The sequence below is a fragment of the Kibdelosporangium persicum genome, assembly GCF_013280595.1.
Classification (GTDB): domain Bacteria; phylum Actinomycetota; class Actinomycetes; order Mycobacteriales; family Pseudonocardiaceae; genus Kibdelosporangium; species Kibdelosporangium persicum.
On the sequence record NZ_JAAATY010000011.1, the window covers coordinates 37,470 to 53,869 of the forward strand.

17 protein-coding genes are annotated in these 16,400 nt (G+C 68.2%); 7 read left to right on the forward strand and 10 right to left on the reverse strand.

Annotated features, from left to right (window positions below):
* Nucleotides 1-13 precede the first annotated feature (13 nt).
* The 5 genes from GC106_RS20425 to GC106_RS20445 form a co-directional block, all read right to left on the reverse strand.
* Complete coding sequence (locus tag GC106_RS20425; protein ID WP_173133010.1) at nt 14-661, reverse strand: hypothetical protein; 648 nt, start codon at nt 659-661, stop codon at nt 14-16.
* 8 nt (nt 662-669) lie between these two features.
* Complete coding sequence (locus GC106_RS20430; RefSeq protein ID WP_173133012.1) at nt 670-1,872, reverse strand: PucR family transcriptional regulator; 1,203 nt, start codon at nt 1,870-1,872, stop codon at nt 670-672.
* A gap of 66 nt (nt 1,873-1,938) precedes the next feature.
* The gene (locus tag GC106_RS20435) at nt 1,939-2,394 is read right to left on the reverse strand and encodes a (2Fe-2S)-binding protein (RefSeq protein ID WP_173133014.1); all 456 of its coding nucleotides are present in this window, start codon (nt 2,392-2,394) and stop codon (nt 1,939-1,941) included.
* A gap of 9 nt (nt 2,395-2,403) precedes the next feature.
* The gene (locus GC106_RS20440; RefSeq protein ID WP_173133016.1) at nt 2,404-4,578 is read right to left on the reverse strand and encodes a xanthine dehydrogenase family protein molybdopterin-binding subunit; all 2,175 of its coding nucleotides are present in this window, start codon (nt 4,576-4,578) and stop codon (nt 2,404-2,406) included.
* Between the two features lie 125 nt (nt 4,579-4,703).
* On the reverse strand, nt 4,704-5,795 hold the full coding sequence (locus GC106_RS20445) for a winged helix DNA-binding domain-containing protein (protein WP_173133018.1): 1,092 nt from the start codon (nt 5,793-5,795) through the stop codon (nt 4,704-4,706).
* Nucleotides 5,796-5,891: 96 nt separating this feature from the next.
* Here GC106_RS20445 and GC106_RS20450 point away from each other — a divergent pair, with 96 nt between their 5' ends.
* Together GC106_RS20450 and GC106_RS20455 are read left to right on the forward strand one after the other, a co-directional pair.
* Nucleotides 5,892-6,686, forward strand: a complete 795-nt coding sequence (locus GC106_RS20450; RefSeq protein WP_173133020.1) for an SGNH/GDSL hydrolase family protein — start codon at nt 5,892-5,894, stop codon at nt 6,684-6,686.
* Nucleotides 6,683-7,165 (forward strand): TetR/AcrR family transcriptional regulator, encoded by a 483-nt coding sequence (locus GC106_RS20455; RefSeq protein ID WP_312872757.1) that lies wholly within the window; start codon nt 6,683-6,685, stop codon nt 7,163-7,165. The genes GC106_RS20450 and GC106_RS20455 overlap by 4 nt, the downstream gene beginning before the upstream one ends.
* Here GC106_RS20455 and GC106_RS20460 read toward each other — a convergent pair.
* On the reverse strand, nt 7,153-7,911 hold the full coding sequence (locus tag GC106_RS20460; protein ID WP_173133022.1) for an SDR family oxidoreductase: 759 nt from the start codon (nt 7,909-7,911) through the stop codon (nt 7,153-7,155). The two genes, GC106_RS20455 and GC106_RS20460, sit on opposite strands and share 13 nt — an antisense overlap.
* Nucleotides 7,908-8,663 (reverse strand): alpha/beta fold hydrolase, encoded by a 756-nt coding sequence (locus GC106_RS20465; RefSeq protein WP_312872777.1) that lies wholly within the window; start codon nt 8,661-8,663, stop codon nt 7,908-7,910. The genes GC106_RS20460 and GC106_RS20465 overlap by 4 nt, the downstream gene beginning before the upstream one ends.
* Nucleotides 8,664-8,734: 71 nt before the next feature.
* Between GC106_RS20465 and GC106_RS20470 the strand changes: the two genes are divergently transcribed.
* Together GC106_RS20470 and GC106_RS20475 are read left to right on the forward strand one after the other, a co-directional pair.
* The gene (locus tag GC106_RS20470; protein ID WP_173133028.1) at nt 8,735-10,045 is read left to right on the forward strand and encodes an aminotransferase-like domain-containing protein; all 1,311 of its coding nucleotides are present in this window, start codon (nt 8,735-8,737) and stop codon (nt 10,043-10,045) included.
* Between the two features lie 140 nt (nt 10,046-10,185).
* Nucleotides 10,186-11,331 (forward strand): putative hexosyltransferase, encoded by a 1,146-nt coding sequence (locus GC106_RS20475; RefSeq protein WP_173133031.1) that lies wholly within the window; start codon nt 10,186-10,188, stop codon nt 11,329-11,331.
* Here the strand turns inward: GC106_RS20475 and GC106_RS20480 are convergent.
* Together GC106_RS20480 and GC106_RS20485 are read right to left on the reverse strand one after the other, a co-directional pair.
* Entirely contained in the window at nt 11,320-11,712 is a 393-nt protein-coding gene (locus GC106_RS20480; RefSeq protein WP_173133034.1) for a DUF2237 family protein, read from the reverse strand. The two genes, GC106_RS20475 and GC106_RS20480, sit on opposite strands and share 12 nt — an antisense overlap.
* A gap of 27 nt (nt 11,713-11,739) precedes the next feature.
* Nucleotides 11,740-12,918 (reverse strand): FAD-dependent monooxygenase, encoded by a 1,179-nt coding sequence (locus GC106_RS20485; protein ID WP_173133037.1) that lies wholly within the window; start codon nt 12,916-12,918, stop codon nt 11,740-11,742.
* A gap of 96 nt (nt 12,919-13,014) precedes the next feature.
* On the opposite strand from GC106_RS20485, the gene GC106_RS20490 reads away from it, so the two are divergent.
* Together GC106_RS20490 and GC106_RS20495 are read left to right on the forward strand one after the other, a co-directional pair.
* On the forward strand, nt 13,015-13,920 hold the full coding sequence (locus tag GC106_RS20490; RefSeq protein ID WP_173133040.1) for a TetR/AcrR family transcriptional regulator C-terminal domain-containing protein: 906 nt from the start codon (nt 13,015-13,017) through the stop codon (nt 13,918-13,920).
* A gap of 49 nt (nt 13,921-13,969) precedes the next feature.
* A complete protein-coding gene (locus tag GC106_RS20495) occupies nt 13,970-14,437 on the forward strand; it encodes a MarR family winged helix-turn-helix transcriptional regulator (RefSeq protein ID WP_217280748.1) in 468 nt (155 codons plus the stop codon).
* Here GC106_RS20495 and GC106_RS20500 read toward each other — a convergent pair.
* Entirely contained in the window at nt 14,432-15,352 is a 921-nt protein-coding gene (locus GC106_RS20500; protein WP_173133044.1) for an ABC transporter substrate-binding protein, read from the reverse strand. The two genes, GC106_RS20495 and GC106_RS20500, sit on opposite strands and share 6 nt — an antisense overlap.
* A gap of 106 nt (nt 15,353-15,458) precedes the next feature.
* Here GC106_RS20500 and GC106_RS20505 point away from each other — a divergent pair, with 106 nt between their 5' ends.
* Nucleotides 15,459-16,400, forward strand: a complete 942-nt coding sequence (locus tag GC106_RS20505; RefSeq protein ID WP_173133048.1) for an NAD(P)-dependent oxidoreductase — start codon at nt 15,459-15,461, stop codon at nt 16,398-16,400.

Here is a 16,400-nt window from a genome sequence, read left to right on the forward strand (position 1 = left end):
GAAACCATAACGGCTATCTCGGGATGGGAATGGTGGGATCCCGGTCGTGCGGGTACTCGATCGCCTCGGCCAGGTCCTTGGGCAGCGACGCCCGGTCGAGGCCGACCCGCATCAGCAGTTCCCGCACCTGACGCGGCTGGGCGCGCGTCAGGATGTCCACGATCCCGGCCCGTAACCGGTTCAGCCGCCGGACGAACTGCTGGACGTCCGCGTCGCGCCCGGTGCGGATGGCCTCCCAGCTCTCCTTGTGCGCGCGGGCCCACGTGGTCAGCTGCACCAGGTCGAGCAATGTGGTGCCATTGCTCTGACGTTTGATGTCGACGAACTCGCTGCCGTCCAGCACCGGGTGCGGCCAGTTCAGGTGGTAGTCCGCGCCGGACTTCGTGCTGTAGCCCCAGAGGAACACCTGCCGGTGCTCGGCCATGGTGCGCACCACGATCGAGCCTTCCGGCAGGTCGAACGCCTTCGCGATCTCGGCGGTCACGTCGATCACGGTGCCCGCGCGCTGCCCTTCGGCCAGGTGCACGTGCCCGCACCAGCCTTGCGGCGTCACCAGGGGATCAAGCGTCGAACCGGGCAGGGGCCCGTCCTCGCCCGCGATCCGGTCCTGCCACACCGCCCGCAACGCATCGCAGTCCCGCCGGTACGCGCTGTCTGCCACACCGGCGATTATGCCTGTCTGGCGGGCGGCGGGAGGTGCGCGGTGCCCGGGAAGATCGACAACGCCCGCAGCGCCGTCCCGATCTCCATGATGTCCGCCGGGTCGGTCAGGGTGCGGCCCAGTTCGTCGGTGATGCGCTTGAGCCGGTGACGGATCGTGTTGGGATGGCAGAACATCCGTTGCGCGGTCAGTTTGGTCGACCCCTGGCACTCGAACCACGCCCGTAACGTCAGCAGCAGGACGTTGCGTTCCTCTCCGGGCAGGTCGAGGATCGCTCGGAGCACTTGGTGCGCCAATTGCACCGAGGCTTCCGGAGCACTTGCCACGAGCCCGGCGAGCGGTGAGTCGTTGAACTGCACCATGCTCGCCGTGCCGGGCGGCAGGCTGGAGAGCGCCACCCTGGCCAGGTGTAAGGCGCGTGCGGTGTTGCCCAGTCCGCTGTAGACCGGGCTGACCCCGACGCGCCCGGAGATGTCCTCCTGGAGCAACTCGACGATCGCGGCCGACGCCGACGGGTGCCGCAGCGACACCACACCGACCTGCAGGTCCGGCGTCAGCCGCCACGCGGACGCCAGGCACCGCGCACGCAGCCGTGACTCGATCTGGGGTAACGCTTCCCGGCCGAGCGCGGGCGTTTCCGCGGCGACCACGACGAAGGTCCCGTCCACCGACAGGTCCAGGACGCGCGCGATGTCCCAGAGCGAGCCTTCCGAGCTGCCCGCGAACAATGCCTCGACCAATGCGGAGCGCCTGTGCGAATGCTCGAGGAGCATTGCCGCCGTGGTGTCCCGGTAGGACGTGGTGAGCGCCTCGGCGTAGTCGTCCATCAGCGCCCAGATCGCCGTGGTGACCGCGACCAGTTCGGTGCTGTCCCTGGTGAGCTCGGTGAACTGGAGCCAGACCTGGGTCAGCCCGATCCGGTACGCGCGCAACAACTCCGGCAGGGGAGCGCCCTGTTGTGCGCGCGCCCGGCCGGTCGCGGTCGCCTGCGCGGTGTCCGGCGGTGCCACGCCGCGCAAAGTCCGCATCACCACGGAGATGTTCACCGCGACCGACCGGATCAGTTCGTCGTGCGAGACGAACTCGGCGCGGCCGTAGACGGGCATCTCCTCGATGATCTGCGCGACGGTGTTCTTGATCATCTCCGGTGTCCGGCGCTCGACCTCGGTGGCGAGCCGGGCCGGGACCGCAGGGGTGTCCACGAAGTGCATCGACGCTCCACAGTGAGCCTCTGTGCAGGGTTCATGGACCATAGCACCGCCGTTCAGGGCAACGCGTTACATCTTTTGGGCGGCGTTCTTGATGGCCTGGCGGATCCGGAAGTACGTGCCGCACCGGCAGACGTTCTCGATCTTGTCGATGTCCGCGTCGGTCGGGCTGGGCGTGCGCCTGAGCAACGCCACCGCGGCCATGATCTGACCGGGCTGGCAGTACCCGCACTGCGCGACGTCCTGCTCCAGCCAGGCTTCCTGCACGGGGTGCAGCTTGTCGCCGTCGGCGAGGCCCTCGATCGTCGTGACCTGTTTGCCCGCGGCCTGCGCGACCGGGGTGACGCACGGCTGGATCTCGCCGCCGTCGAGGTGGCTCGTGCAGGCCCGGCAGACACCGATGCCGCACCCGAACTTGGGGCCCTTCACGCCGAGCTTGTCCCGCAGCACCCACAACAGCGGCATGTCCGCGGGCACGTCGACGCTGACCGGTTTCCCGTTGACGGAGAAGGTGTACTTCGGCACTTTCGGCTCCTAGCGGGGGAACGGGTCGAAGTCGACGGGGAAGGTGATCGGGAAGCTGCGGGGTTTGATCCCGGTCGCGCGGGCGTAGGCGTTGGCGATCGCGCCGACCGCGGCGGGCACACCCAGTTCGCCGGCACCGCCGGGCTCGCCGTTGGCGGGCATCACGTGGATCTCCACCTGCGGCGGGGAATCCTTCTGCCGGGCGTAGTGGAACTGCGAGTAACTGCCTTCCAACGGAAGGCCTTTCTCGATGTGCAGGCCGGCGCGCAGCGTGGTGGAGATCGCGTCGGTCAGGCCGCCGAGCATCTGCGCCCGCACGCCAAGGGGATTGATCGGCCTGCCGACGTCGACCGCGATGACGGCCTTGATTACCCTCGGGTTTTTCGGGTCCCGGGCGTCCATTTCGACCAGGCACGCCGTACACGACTTGTACTCGTCGTGAAATCCCACGCCCTGGGCGAATCCCTGGGGCATCGTCCGGCCCCACTCGCCCGCGGCCGCCACCTTGTCGAGAACCGCGCGCTGCCGGTCGGTCTTGAGGGTCTCCCGGCGGAACGCGACCGGGTCCTTGCCCAGTCTCGCGGCCAGTTCGTCGACCATGATCTCCTCGGCGCCACGGGTGTTCGCCGAGTACACCGAACGCCAGCTGCCCGTGTGCATCCGTAGCGGGACCTCGTTGAGCAGCTGGGTGACCACGCCGAAGTGGTACGGAACCTTGACGGTCGTGAGGAACACCGTCTGGGCGAAGCTGAGGTTGCCGCCGACCGGCAGGTGCGCGGCGGTCGCGGTGAGGATCTCGCCGAGACCGTGCCGGAAGTCGGTTTCCACGCTGGCCACGCGGTGCTCGAACGTGAGCACTTGGCCGAGTGCGTACGTCGCCCGGATCTTGTGGTGGCTCGCCGAGCGGGCCCTGCCGTGCCGCATGTCGTCCACACGCGTCCACATCAGCTTGACCGGGCGCCGCATCGCCTTGGAGATCTGCGCGGCTTCCAGTGCGGCGTCGAAGAAAAGCCGGCGGCCGAAGGACCCGCCGCCCTGCGTGACGTGCACCGTGACGCTGTCCTGTGGCAGGCCGAGCGCGGCCGCGATGGTCTGCTTGGCCACGATCGGCGACTTCAGGCCGGCCCAGATCTCCGCGCGGTCGGCACGCACGTCGGCGATCGCCGAGTTGGTCTCCAGCGGCGCGTGGCTGACGAACGCGAAGTCGAACTCGCCGTCGATGTGTTGCGTCAACAGCGGTGGCACGACGAACGGCAGGGTGGCCGCGCGCAGCTTCGCTTTGATGTCCGCATCGGACAGTTCGTCGACGGTTCCCCTGTTCCAGGTGACTTCGAGCGCGTCCTTGGCGGCGATGGCCTGGCCGAAGGTCTCGGCCATCACGGCGACGCCCGTGGGGACGACGGCGATCGCGATGACCCCTGGCATCGCCTTCGCGGCCGAATCGTCGACCGTCCTGACCGAGCCGTTGATCGTCGGCGGACGGCGGACGACCGTCGGCATCGCGCCGGGGACGTCGAGGTCCAGTGTGTACCGCATCTGGCCGGTGACCATCGCGCGGGCGTCCACGCGGGGTTGCGATGTGCCTACCACCCGGTGTTGTTCTTCGGATTTGGGCTGTGCGGTGATCGTGGACGTCAGTTTCGCGGCGGCTGCGGTGAGGTCACCGAAGGTCGCGGTCCGGCCGTCCGGTGCCACCACTGATCCGTCCCGTGTGGACAGCGTGGCTGACTGTGCTTTCCATTGCTGCGCGGCTGCCGCGACGAGTCGCGCCCGTGCCGCGGCGGCGGTTCGACGCACTGGGCCGTACACCGAACGGATCGTGTTCGAACCACCGGTCAGCTGGTTGAACAGCAACTCCGCCCGGGCGTCCGAAAGGGACACCCGTACGTCGCTCACCGGCACGTCCATCTCCTCGGCGACGAGCATCGCCACCGCTGTCGTGATGCCCTGGCCGACCTCGGCCCGCGGTAACTGGAAACGCACCTCGCCGTCCGGCGTCACTTCCAGCACGAGCATGTTCGCCGTGGGCGTCCCGGCGAGGATGAGCAGGTCACCGAGGTCCGTGATCTCCGCGGGTGCGGGCAGGCTCGGCAGGGCGTCCGCGGTCAGGTTCGTGGCGACCGTCAGGGTGGGCGCGGCGACTAGGAACGTCAGGAATCCGCGCCGGGTGGTGGGAGTGGCCATCGGGGCCCCTTTCCGGGGTGGGAACCGACGTCACCATAAGCCCGGTTGCGACGTTCTGTAGTCGTGTTGCCGCATTCGTGTCATCGTGTGACAGTGGCGGGCCGTCAGACTGTGGCCCGCCACAGTCAGGAGCATTCGAAACGGATGTCGTGCGCGCAGCCGGGCGCGGCGAACTCCAGCAGCGGCAGGCCTTCCTTGGTCAGCGCCGCGACCTCCTTCTTGAGCAGGTTGCGGTACGGGTGCACCACCAGGACGGCCCGGTCCTTGTCCTTCTCGACCGTCCACCATCCCGCGGTGAAGCCGTCGACGAGGAAGAGCTTGGGGAGCATGCCGTTGCGCGGGCGCGGTTGGGCGAAGTCGACGACGATGCGGCTCCGGTCGTGGTGGGACAGCAGCAGGTTGTCGAAGTCGTAGAGGTAACGCGGCGGGGCCGGGGTGCTTTCGGCGGGCCTCGGGGCGTCCGGCAGGTCGAACAGTTCGCGGCCGTTCTCGTCCTCGAACGTGACCAGTTTCGGGCGCAGACGGGCGAAGACCTCACTCAGCCTCGTCAGGCCCGACCACGTCTGCGCGTCCTTGACCGAGGCCGGCCCGAAAGCGGCCAGGTACCGCAGCACCAGCCGGTCGATGTCCGGCTCCGCGTCGACCTGTGCGCCCAACCAGGTTTCCACGGTCGCGTGGGCGGCCAGTCCGCTGCGGCCCCAGAGGCCGCGCGGCGGGACCTGGACCAGCGGGACCCAGGCGCGGACCGCGTACGCCAGCGACTGCTCGTCATGGCCCGGCCACCGCTCCGCCATCCGTTTGCCCAGTTCGGTGAAGGTCATCGGCTTCTCGTCGAGCAGCTTGCGGCCTTCGGCGACCAGGCCGGCCTGATCCAGGCCGGCGATGCCCTTGCCGTAGACGCTCATCGTGGAGCGCTCGCTGACAATCTGGAGCAATGGCCGGAGCGCGAGGCTGTCGCGCGCCGTGACCAGGTGGATCGTCGACCGCATCAGCACCATCCGGACCACTTCGCGGTTGGCCAGCAGATCGGACAGTTCCCGCGGGTCGAAGGTCCGCAGTCTGCTCCACAGGCCGTGGTACCAGCTGTGTGTTGTCTGTGCCTGGAGACCGACCAGATGTTCGAGCGCGTCGAGCACAGGCATGTCGGAGCGCTCAAGGAGCAATTGCCGGGCCAATGTGGCGCGGTTGAGTGCCTTGCGCGAGATCTGTGCGGTCATACCCGAACACTATGGCCAATAACGGCCAGGATGTGGCCTCAATGCCAGATGAATGGTAGACACTGTCTACCTGAATCTGAGGTTACTAGGACGTGAATGAGATACCAACGCTTTGTCGCGCTCGGTGACAGCTGTACCGAGGGCTTGGACGACCCGTACCCGGGCGCCGCGGTCTACCGCGGCTGGGCCGACATCGTCGCGCACCGCCTCGCCGAGGAGGACGCCGACTTCCGGTACGCCAACCTGGGTGTGCGCGGCCGCCGGCTCGACCAGATCATTGTGGAGCAGATCCCCGCGGCCGCGAGGCTGAACCCCGACCTGGTGGCGCTCTTCGGGGGTGGTAACGACATCATGTCCGGCGGCTACTCGGAGCGGATCGTGGCTCGTCGCGTCGACCACGCCGTACGGGCGTTGACCGAGTTGGCGCCGACGGTCGTGGTGTTCACGCTGAGCGACATCGCCGACCGGATGCCGTTCGGCTGGCGGATGGGACCGCGGATCGAAGCGCTCAACGCCGCCATCCGGGAGGCCGCCGTCAGCTACGGCGCGGTTCTCGTGGACCTGTGGCCTGATCAGGCCGCTCGTGACTCGCGGTACTTCGGCCCGGATCGGTTGCACCTCGCCGGGATCGGCCATCGGCGACTGGCCGCGCACCTGCTGTCCCGCTTGGGCATCAGCCACGACGCGAGCTGGCTCGAACCGCTGCCCGGTGTCGCGGCGCGACCGAGCCTGATGTCCAACGTCCAGTGGGTTTACCAGCAGGTGTGGCCCGTGGTCCGTGGCCGGATCCGCAACCGGCTGATCGGACGGCAGCCGGGTGACGGTGTGCTGCCGAAGCGTCCGCACCTGTTGCCGGTCACCGAACTTCAGCCCGTGCCCGGCAAAGCGTGAGTGCGCCGATCGGTGACAGCACGCGCAAACGCCTGATCAAGTGCGCGCTCAAGGTGCTCGCGGACGAGGGCGTCGACGCGGTGACCGTGCGCAGGATCGCGCGCGACGCGGGCATCTCCCACGGTGCACCGCTGAGGCATTTCCCGAATCGCTCCGCATTGCTCTCCGCCATTGCCTCGACCGGCTACGCGGAGCTGGAGCGGCGCCTGCGGGCGGTGCCACCGGGCGAACCCCGGCGACGGCTGACCGCCGCGTGCGAGTCCTATGTGGACTTCGCACGGGGCGGCCCCGCGTTGTTCGAGCTGATGTTCCGGTCGGACATGGTCCCGCTCGGCGCCGCCGTGTTCGCCCGGTTCCGGCAGTTCGTGCCCGGAACCGACCTGGTGGCGGCCTCGCTGTGGGCGTCGCTGCGCGGGCTGGCGCTGCTGCCTGACGCGGACGCGGTGCTCGCCGTGACGCTCGCCGCTTACGTCCGGTAGACCTGGAAGGCCGAGAAGCTCTGCGCGACCGGCATCAGCTCGATGACGTTGACGTTGACGTGCGCGGGCTGAGACGTCGCCCAGTACACCGACTCGGCGATGTCGTCCGCGGTCAACGGCTGCATGCCCGCGTACACCGCGTCCGCCTTGCTCTGGTCGCCGGAGAACCGCACGGTGGAGAACTCCGTCCCGCCGACCATGCCCGGCTCGATGCAGGTCACGCGCACGCCCGTGCCGTGCAGGTCACTGCGCAGGCCGAGGCTGAACTGCTGCACGAACGCCTTCGTGCCGCCGTAGACGTTCCCGCCCGGATACGGATAACTGGCCGCCACCGAGCCGATGTTGATCACGTGGCCACGGCCGCGCGCCACCATGCCCGGAAGCACCGCGCGGGTGCACGTCGCCAGGCCCTTGCAGTTGGTGTCGATCATGCGGTCCCACTCGTCCTGGTCGGCGCGGTGCGCCGGTTCGATCCCCAGGGCCAGCCCGGCGTTGTTGACCAGGACGTCCACGTCCTTGAACTCGGCGGGCAGGTTCGCCACCGCCGCGTACACCGCCGCGCGGTCGGTGACGTCCAGCTCCAGCGGCAGGACCCGCTCGCCCAGCTCATCGGCCAGCTCCCTGAGCTTGCCGGCCCGCCGGGCCGAAGCGATCACACGGGCGCCTTCCGCCGCGAACCGCCGGGTGATGGCCGCGCCGAACCCGGTGCTGGCCCCCGTCACGAACGCGATCATGTCTTCGCTCATCCCCACACCGTATTCAGCAGTCGTTCGAACGCCGCGTTGAACTCCGCCGGCCGTTCCAGGTTGGGCATGTGGGCCGCGCCCTCGATCACCGCGAGCGTCGATCCCGGGATCAGGGCGTGCATGCGCTCCGCCTCGTGCACCGGGGTGTACTCGTCCAATCGCCCCACCACTATGAGCGTGGGCACCGAGATCTCTCGGAGCGATTCGGTGTAGTCGGGGCGTTCCGCGCGGCCCCGCAACGCCGCCGCGGCGCCTTCGGGCGGAGCGTTCTTCATCATGTGCATCACGTGCTCGGAGTCATTGCCCGGAGCCACCATCTTCCACTGCACCTCGTCGGCGTACGGCCCCATGCCTTCACGCAGCAATCGGTCGGCCATGTCGTTGCGCGCCTTCACACCTTCGGGCGTTTCCGCGCCGGGGAAGGTGTCCGCGAGCAGCAGACCGCTGATCCGGTCCGGGAACCGGCGGTAGGCTTCCATGACGATCTGGCCACCCATGGACAGTCCGCCGAGCACCACCCGGCCGGCGCCGAGCCGGTCCAGCAGGTCGGCGATGTCCTGGGCGAACACGTCGAGCGTGGTCTTACCCGGGATGACGGTGCTTTCCCCGTAACCACGCAGGTCGGGGACGATCATGCGGTGGCTCCGGCCGAACCTCTCGACCTGGGGCCGCCACATCGAACGGTCGAACGGGTGGCCGTGCACGAGCACAACCGGGTTGCCTGAGCCGACGTCGTCGTACGCGATGAACACGGGATTCACGCTAACGAGTGCATTTGCTCGGAGCAATACAAATATTGCTCCCGGTGCAATATGGTGCATTCATGGACGACTACCGGCGTGTTGCCGACAAACTCGCGGCAGCCATCACCAGCGGCCTGCTGAAGCCAGGCGACCAGTTGCCGCCCCAGCGGCAGTTGGCGCGCAAGCACGGCCTTGCCAACTCGACCGTGGCCCGCGTGTACGGGGAGCTGAGACGCCGCGGCCTGGTCGTCGGCGAAACCGGCAGAGGGACATTCGTGCGTGCCTCCCCACCGCCGGAAACCCCCGCGCTCACCGAACCGGCGCAGGTCCCCATCGACCTGGAGCTGAACTTCTCGGTGCTGCCGGGACAAGCGGCCATGCAGGCGGAAAGCCTCGCGGGCATGGTCCGGCCGGACGTCATGGCGGAGACCCTCCAGCCGGCGAACGCGGCCGGCACGCCGGTGCTGCGTGCCGCGGCGGCCGAGATGATGGCCCGCGGCGGCTGGAAACCCGACCCGTCAGGCATCGTGTTCACGGGTAACGGCAGGCAGGCGATCGCCGCGGCCCTCGAGGTGATCGTGCCGATCGGCGGACGGCTCGGCGTCGAGTCGCTGACTTATCCGTTGGTCAAAGGGATCGCGGCCCGGCGTGGCATCACGTTGGTCCCGTTGCCGATGGACGAGCACGGGCTGAACCCGCGGCTGACAGATCTGACCGACCTGGACGCGATCTACATGCAACCGACCCTGCACAACCCGCTGGGCATCACGATGCCGCCGGCCCGGCGGCAGAAGCTCGCCGAGATGATCCAGCACACCGATCTCTTCCTGCTGGAGGACAGCATCTACGGGTTCCTGTCCGACGAGTTGCCGCCCGTGGCGCCCGGCCGGACAGTGGTGGTGGACAGCCTGTCCAAGCGGTTGTCGCCCGGCCTGACCATCGGTTTCATCGCGCCGCCGCCCATGTTGGCCGAACACGTGCCGACCGCGGTGCGCACGATGGGACTGGCCGCGCAACACTTCGCGATGGAGGCCGCGACCCGCTGGCTGCTCGACGGCGTGGTCGAAAAAATCTGCGCGGCCAAGCGTGTCGATGCGCTGGAACGGCAGAAGATCGCGCGCGGTTACCTTCCGGTGCAAGGTGATCCGCAGGCGTACCACTGCTGGTGGTATCTCCCGGAACCGTGGCGCGCGGAGGCCTTCGCCGCCACGGCCGCCAGGGCGGGCATCGCGATCGCCCCGGGCCACGCGTTCGCTGTGGCTCACGGGCACGCTCCGAACGCCGTCCGCCTGTCACTGTCCGCGCCACCGTTGGAAACACTGCACCGGGCGCTCGACACCCTGCGGCGCTTGGCGGACACCACCGACCCTTACGAATCACTGGATGCCTGACGTACAGATCACTGCTCGTGAGTGTTTATCCGTGTTCTAACCCTGATAAACACTCACGAGAGGGGCTGGGGGACGGCATTTCGGTCAACGCTCAGCGATCTCCCAGCTCGCGTCCAGCCGGGGTTGGTGTCCTGTCCACCGTGACTCGAATAGCCCGTCCGGGCCCGGCCGTGTTCGTCGCCGCCGCGATCGTGCTGCTCACGTTGGCTGTGCGACTGGTGCTGTTTCCGTTCCAGTCCATGGACTATCGCGCGTTCGTACAGCAGTGGTACGAGTTCATCGCGGCCAACGGCGGTTTTCCCGCCCTGCGGTACGAGTTCGCCAACTACAACGTGCCTTATCTGTACCTGCTGGCGGTTCTGACGTACCTGCCGGTCCCGGTCCTGGCCGGTGTCAAGGTCATCTCGGTGCTGTTCGACCTGCTGCTGGCGTTCTACGTGTACAAGGTGGTCGCACTGAAGTACCCGCGCGGCTGGCTGCCTTTCCTGGCCGCGACCACCGTCAGCCTGTTGCCCACGGTCGTGACGAACGGCGCCATGTGGGCGCAGTGCGACTCGATCTACGCAGCCTTCGGCGTGGGCGCGGTGTACTACGTGGTGCGCGGACGTCCTTGGCTGGCTTGTGTGTTCTTCGGGCTGGCGTTGGCCTTCAAGCTGCAGATCGTGTTCCTGTTCCCGCTGTTGCTGGTGCTTGTGTTGCTGCGCAAGGTGCCCTGGCCCGGCCTGCTCGTCGTCCCCGGCGTGGTGCTGCTGCTGGACGGCCCCGCACTGCTGGTCGGCGCGAATCCCGGGCACCTGCTGTCGGTGTACGTCGATCAAGCCGCGGAGTACACGCGACTGACACTGAACGCCCCGAACGTCTACCAGTTCCTCACCGTCACCAGTGCGGCCGACCTGATCAAGTCCGCGGGCATCCTGTTCACCGGAGCCCTCGTGCTGATCGTGGTCTTCGCCGTCATCGCAAGCCGGGTTACCGTGACAGTGCCCAGAGTCGTGCTGCTGGCCGCGTTTTTCGCGATCCTCGTGCCGTTCTTCCTGCCCGCGATGCACGAGCGGTACTTCTACCTGGCCGATGTGCTCACAGTGGTCGCCGCGTTCTACTTCCCGCGCTGGCTTTGGCCGGTGCCCCTGCTGGTGCAGTTCGCGTCCTTCTTCTCCTACACGCCTTTCCTGTTCGGCCGTGCCGGGGTGGACCTTCGCTGGCTGGCGCTGGCCATGCTCGTGGCTCTGGTGCTGGTGGCACGCGAGCTCGCGCTGGAGCGCAACCGCGAGAAGCTAGAGCAGTGAGCTGGGGTCGGCGGGCACGTCCACCGCGTGTTCCCGCAGGGCCTCCAGCGGAACCACTTCCAGCGCACGGGCATGCGTCGCGGCGAGCACCACCGGCGCCGCGACGCCGGCCTCATAGGACTGCAGCCACCGTGAAGCGCAGACACACCACCGGTCGCCCGGGCGCAGCCCGGGGAAACCCAGGTGCGGCCGGGCACTCGCCAGGTCGTTGCCGATTTCCCGCTGGTGCTGCAGGAACTCGCCGGTCATCACGGCGCACACGGTGTGGTTGCCCGCGTCCTGCGGGCCGGTGTTGCAGCAGCCGTCTCGGTAGAAGCCGGTCACCGGGTCAGTGCCGCATTCCTCGAGGGCGCCGCCGAGTACGTTCCGGTCGTCGCTCATACCTCACAGGGTCGCACAACCGGCCGATCATGCGGGAGAGGCAGATCGTGTGTACGGCTTCAGGGTGATGGCGTTGGCGGACTTCTCGATGCCGCCCATCATCCTCTTGCGACCCGGCAGGTGCGGCAGCAGTCGCATGAACTGGTTGCGCAGCCAGATGCCGCGGCGGGTGCGCGGCAGGAACCCGTTCGCCCCACCGGGCGGCCGTTTGCGGTTCACCGCCACGTACTCGCGCATCTCGCTCTGATACTGGGCGAAGGCTCGTTCATGGCTGTTTCCGGACAGCTCGCCTGCGAGGACGTAGGCGCCGACCAACGCCATGCTCGTGCCCATCCCGACGGACCCGCCGAACGCGGAATCGCCGAGCAGGACCACACGCCCGCGCCACCATTCGGCCAGCAGCACTTCCGCGGCCCGGTCGAAGAACAAGTCGTCGGTCCGCCACATCTGCTCGACCAGGCCGGGGATTTTCCAGCCGACACCGTCGAACACCTTGGCCAGCAGGGCTTTCGGGTCATGCCGGGCGCCGGGCACCTCGGGGCCGGAGAAGGCGAACATCGCGCGGACCTCTCCGCTGTCGCCGAGCGGATAGATCAGCGCGGCACGCCGGGGCACGCTGTACATCAACTCCCAGCCGCGGAAGTCGTGGTCCATCCTGGCCGGGAAGTAGGAGGTGTAGTAGCCGAGGTCGCGGACTTCGGCGTCGAAGACCAGGTCGCGCACGCCCGAACGCAGCCCGTCCGCACCGACCACGATGTCGAAGGTGCGTTGCCCGGCGTGGCCGAAAGTGACGTCGACGCCGTTGTCGTGCTCGGTCAGCGCGGTGATCGTGTCATCGAAGAGGAACTCCACGGCCGGGTCCAGTGCGCCGTGCAGGATCTTGACCAGATCACCGCGCAGGATCTCGATCTCGGCCACGATCCCGCCGGAGTCGCCGTAGTCGTCGCTGCCCATCCGCGCGACCGTGCCGCCCTGTTCGTCGAGGATCGCGATGCCGTGGGTGCCGGTGTGGTGGGCGCGGATCTGCTCCATCAGCCCCATCCGCCTGACGACTTCTCTCGCGGTGCCCCGGATGTCGATCGCCTGCCCGCCGGACCGCAGTCCTGGGGCACGCTCCACGACGGTCGTGCTGAAGCCGTGCTCGGTCAGCCAGTAAGCCAGTGAGAGGCCGGCGATGCCGGCTCCGGAGATCAGGACAGTGCGCATGGATACACCGTACAGAGCGGCGCGTACGCTGTATAGTGCACTAGTTCGCTGACGGGTGTAAGTTCTGCGGCACTAGTGCGTTGGGGAGGTCAGGCGATGGCTGAAGCGCCCTACCTGAGGATCGCGGCCGAGATCAAGGCGCGGATCGCGCGCGGAGAGCTGAAGCCCGGCGACCGCGTGCCCTCGACGCGGCAGATCGTCCAGCAGTGGAACGTCGCGATGGCCACCGCCACCAAGGTGATCTCGGCGCTGAAGGACGACGGGGTGGTGGACGCGAGACCGGGGGCGGGCACGGTCGTCCGCTCGGCGGCGCCCGCGCGTAAACCGCCGAAGGAGCACGACCTGGGCCGTGACCGGGTGGTCAGGGCCGCGATCGCGATCGCGGACGCCGAAGGGCTGGCGATGGTCTCGATGCGCCGGGTGGCCACCGAACTCGGCGTCGCGACGATGTCGTTGTACCGCCATGTCCCGAGCAAGGACGACCTGGTGGTGGAGATGGCCGACACCGTGTTCGCCGAGGAGCCGTTCCCCGAGCGGACGCCGCCCGGCTGGCGGGAAGGCCTGGAGATCGCCGCACGTCTGCTGTGGACGGTCTGCCGTCGCCACCCCTGGGTGGCGGAGGCGATGTCGATGACGCGGCCGCGTGTCTCACCCAACCTGATCATGTACACCGAGTGGACGCTGACCGTGTTGCGTCGGTTCGGTCTGTCGATGAGCGACATGATGTACACGCACCTGAGTATTTTCGGGCATGTCCGTGGACTCGCGTTGACGTTGCAGGACGAAACGCGGGCGCGGCAGGACACTGGGGTGACGCACGAGGAATGGATGACGACCGAGGAGGACGCGCTTGAGCGCCTGTTGCGCACGGGCCGGTATCCGACCATGGCCGAGGTCATCAGGGAGGACTTCGACTACGACTTGGACAAGGTCTTCGACCACGGCCTGCGGTTGTTGCTCGACGGGGTGGAGCGGCAGTTGGCGGCTCGCGAACTAGACTGACCGGTTACCGGTCGGTAAGGCACTTGTGAACACGATAGGGGCGCGACGGATGACCACCCGGACACAGCGCAGCAGAACCAACCCCGACCTCGGGATGCTGGCCGGTCGCTTGCTGTTCGCCGTGCAGAACGAGCTGTTCACCGCCTTGGCGGCCAAGGGTTTCGACGACCTGCACCCGCGGCACGGCGCGGTGATGGCGTACCTGGAACCCAGCGGTGTGCGGGCCACCGACCTGGCCAGGCTGTCGGGCCAGCACAAGCAGGTGATCGGCACGCTCGTGGACGAACTGGAGCGGCTGGGCTACGTGCGGCGCCACCCCGATCCGGCCGACCGGCGCGCGAAGCTCGTGTGCCCGACCGAACGCGGCCTCGAGCAGATGCGCACCGCCGACAAGATCATGGCCGGGCTGCAGGACCGGCACGCGCGCAGGCTCGGCCGGGAAGCGTTCGCCCAGTTCAAGGCCGCCTTCATGGACGTGACCGAGCACCAGCGCAGGGTCGTCGCGAAGAAGTCATAAGGCGGACAGCAGGCCGTCGTCGATGATCCCTGAGTTCAGCACGTCCCGTGACGACAGTGCGGTCGCGCTGGGGGAGTGGCGGGTGCGGAGCCGGATGGCGGTCTCCAGGGCGTCCTGTGGCATGCGGCCGTCGGCGACAATGCCTTCCGCTGGGTCAAGCAATGTATCGAGGTAGCGCGAGGCAGCGGCTCGGTGCAATCCGAGGCGCCGCTGCGTGGCGCTGAGTGCGATCTCGGTGTGATTGCCCGCGAGCAGCTCGGTGCATGTCGTCCGGATTGCTCCGACCAATCCGGCGAGCATGTCGCGGTCCTGCTCGATCGTCTCGCCGCGCGCCGCCAGGACCGTTCCGACGTACGGCCCGATGGTCGTCACGCTGCTCAGCCGATGGGCGCCCGCCGCTTCGGCGCGGAGATCATTGCCGGCATTGAGGATCGTCATGTCGCACTGGCCTGAGAGCAATGCCTCGGTGCGCCGAGGGGTCGATCCCATGGATCGCACCGAGTAGTCGACGTCACGCAGTCCGAGGCGCTCGAGCAATTCGAACGCGATGAACGCGAACCCGGTCGTCGGAGCGTCCACGCCGAGCACGCCGCGGCGCAACTGGCCTGGTGCCGAGTGCCCGGGCCGGCCGAACAACGACAGTCCCAGCCCGCCGTCCACCGCGGCGAGTATCCGCACGTCGGCGGTTCGGCGCAGCGGGTTGCCCGGCAGACAGCGGTACGCCACCACGTTGTCGGGATTGGTCAACACCGCGTCCAGCTCACCGGCCAGCAGTGCGGCAAACTGGGCGGGCGACGATGTGGCGGGGATCTCCTCAACGACGAGCCCGGCGGTGGCCAGTGCGCCCGTCTCAGCGGCGACCTCGACCAGCACCGACGGGCTGAACGTGCCCACCTTGACGGTACGTGCGCGCATGTCGCAATCGTTGGCAGCCAGCTGGTCTGAGTCAAGGACTTGACGGCCCTGATGGCGAGAGGCATCGTGAATGCGAACGATTGCAAAGGCGAGGAGCGAGGTAGCGATGACGGGCTTGCCGGCGGACAGTCCCCGGATCGGCTGGATCGGCTGCGGCCGGATGGGCGCGGCACTGGCCAAACGCCTGCTGCTCGCCGGGTACGACGTGACGGTCCACAACCGAACCCGGGCCAAGGCGGAAGCGCTGGCCGAGTTCGGTGCGACCGTGGCCGACCGGCCGGTCGACCTGGCCGACCGCGATGTGGTGTTCACGATGGTGGCCGCGTCGGTGGACCTGGAGGAGGTCACCGCGGGCACCGACGGTGTGCTGACCCATCCCGATGGGGCGCCCAAGGTCCTGATCGACTCGTCCACGGTCTCCGAGGAGTCGTCGGCCGGGGTGCGCGTCGCGGCGCTCAAGCGCAACACCGAGTTCCTGGCCGCGCCCGTGAGCGGCAACCCGAAGGTGGTCGACGCCGGCCGCGTCACCTTGGCGGTGTCCGGGCCACGCCCCGTTTTCGACCAGGTGGAGCCGGTCCTGACGGTGCTCGGCAGGGCCGTGACGTACGTCGGCGAGGACGAGGTCGCCCGGCTGGTCAAGATCGCGCACAACGTGTTCCTCGGCGTGGTGATCCAGTCGATGGCCGAGATCACCGTGCTGGCCGAGAAAGGCGGCGTGAGCAGGGCGGCGTTCCTGGAGTTCCTCAACCAGTCGGTGCTGGGCTCGGCGTTCAGCCAGTACAAGACGCCCGCGCTGGTCCACCTCGACTTCACCCCGACGTTCACCATGCCGCTGCTGCGCAAGGACTTCGACCTCGGCATGGCGGCCGCGCGGACGCTGGAGGCGCCGATGCCGCTGGCGTCGGCGGCCGCGCAGCTCGTGGCGTCCGCGGTCGGCGCCGGGTACGTCGACGAGGACTTCGCGGTGCTCATCCGGGAACAGGCGCGCCGGGCCGGACTGGCGCTCGAACCGGAGGACGCCGACGTCACAGACGGTCTGGAGGAGTGA

Excerpts from the sequence above, each read along its gene's own strand:
- GC106_RS20430 (WP_173133012.1), bottom strand. The coding sequence starts at position 1,872 with ATGCACTTCGTGGACACCCCTGCGGTCCCGGCCCGGCTCGCCACCGAG.
- GC106_RS20440 (WP_173133016.1), bottom strand. The coding sequence starts at position 4,578 with ATGGCCACTCCCACCACCCGGCGCGGATTCCTGACGTTCCTAGTCGCC.
- GC106_RS20445 (WP_173133018.1), bottom strand. The coding sequence starts at position 5,795 with ATGACCGCACAGATCTCGCGCAAGGCACTCAACCGCGCCACATTGGCC.
- GC106_RS20450 (WP_173133020.1), top strand. The coding sequence starts at position 5,892 with ATGAGATACCAACGCTTTGTCGCGCTCGGTGACAGCTGTACCGAGGGC.
- GC106_RS20460 (WP_173133022.1), bottom strand. The coding sequence starts at position 7,911 with ATGAGCGAAGACATGATCGCGTTCGTGACGGGGGCCAGCACCGGGTTC.
- GC106_RS20470 (WP_173133028.1), top strand. The coding sequence starts at position 8,735 with ATGGACGACTACCGGCGTGTTGCCGACAAACTCGCGGCAGCCATCACC.
- GC106_RS20480 (WP_173133034.1), bottom strand. The coding sequence starts at position 11,712 with ATGAGCGACGACCGGAACGTACTCGGCGGCGCCCTCGAGGAATGCGGC.
- GC106_RS20485 (WP_173133037.1), bottom strand. The coding sequence starts at position 12,918 with ATGCGCACTGTCCTGATCTCCGGAGCCGGCATCGCCGGCCTCTCACTG.
- GC106_RS20490 (WP_173133040.1), top strand. The coding sequence starts at position 13,015 with ATGGCTGAAGCGCCCTACCTGAGGATCGCGGCCGAGATCAAGGCGCGG.
- GC106_RS20495 (WP_217280748.1), top strand. The coding sequence starts at position 13,970 with ATGACCACCCGGACACAGCGCAGCAGAACCAACCCCGACCTCGGGATG.
- GC106_RS20500 (WP_173133044.1), bottom strand. The coding sequence starts at position 15,352 with ATGCGCGCACGTACCGTCAAGGTGGGCACGTTCAGCCCGTCGGTGCTG.
- GC106_RS20505 (WP_173133048.1), top strand. The coding sequence starts at position 15,459 with ATGACGGGCTTGCCGGCGGACAGTCCCCGGATCGGCTGGATCGGCTGC.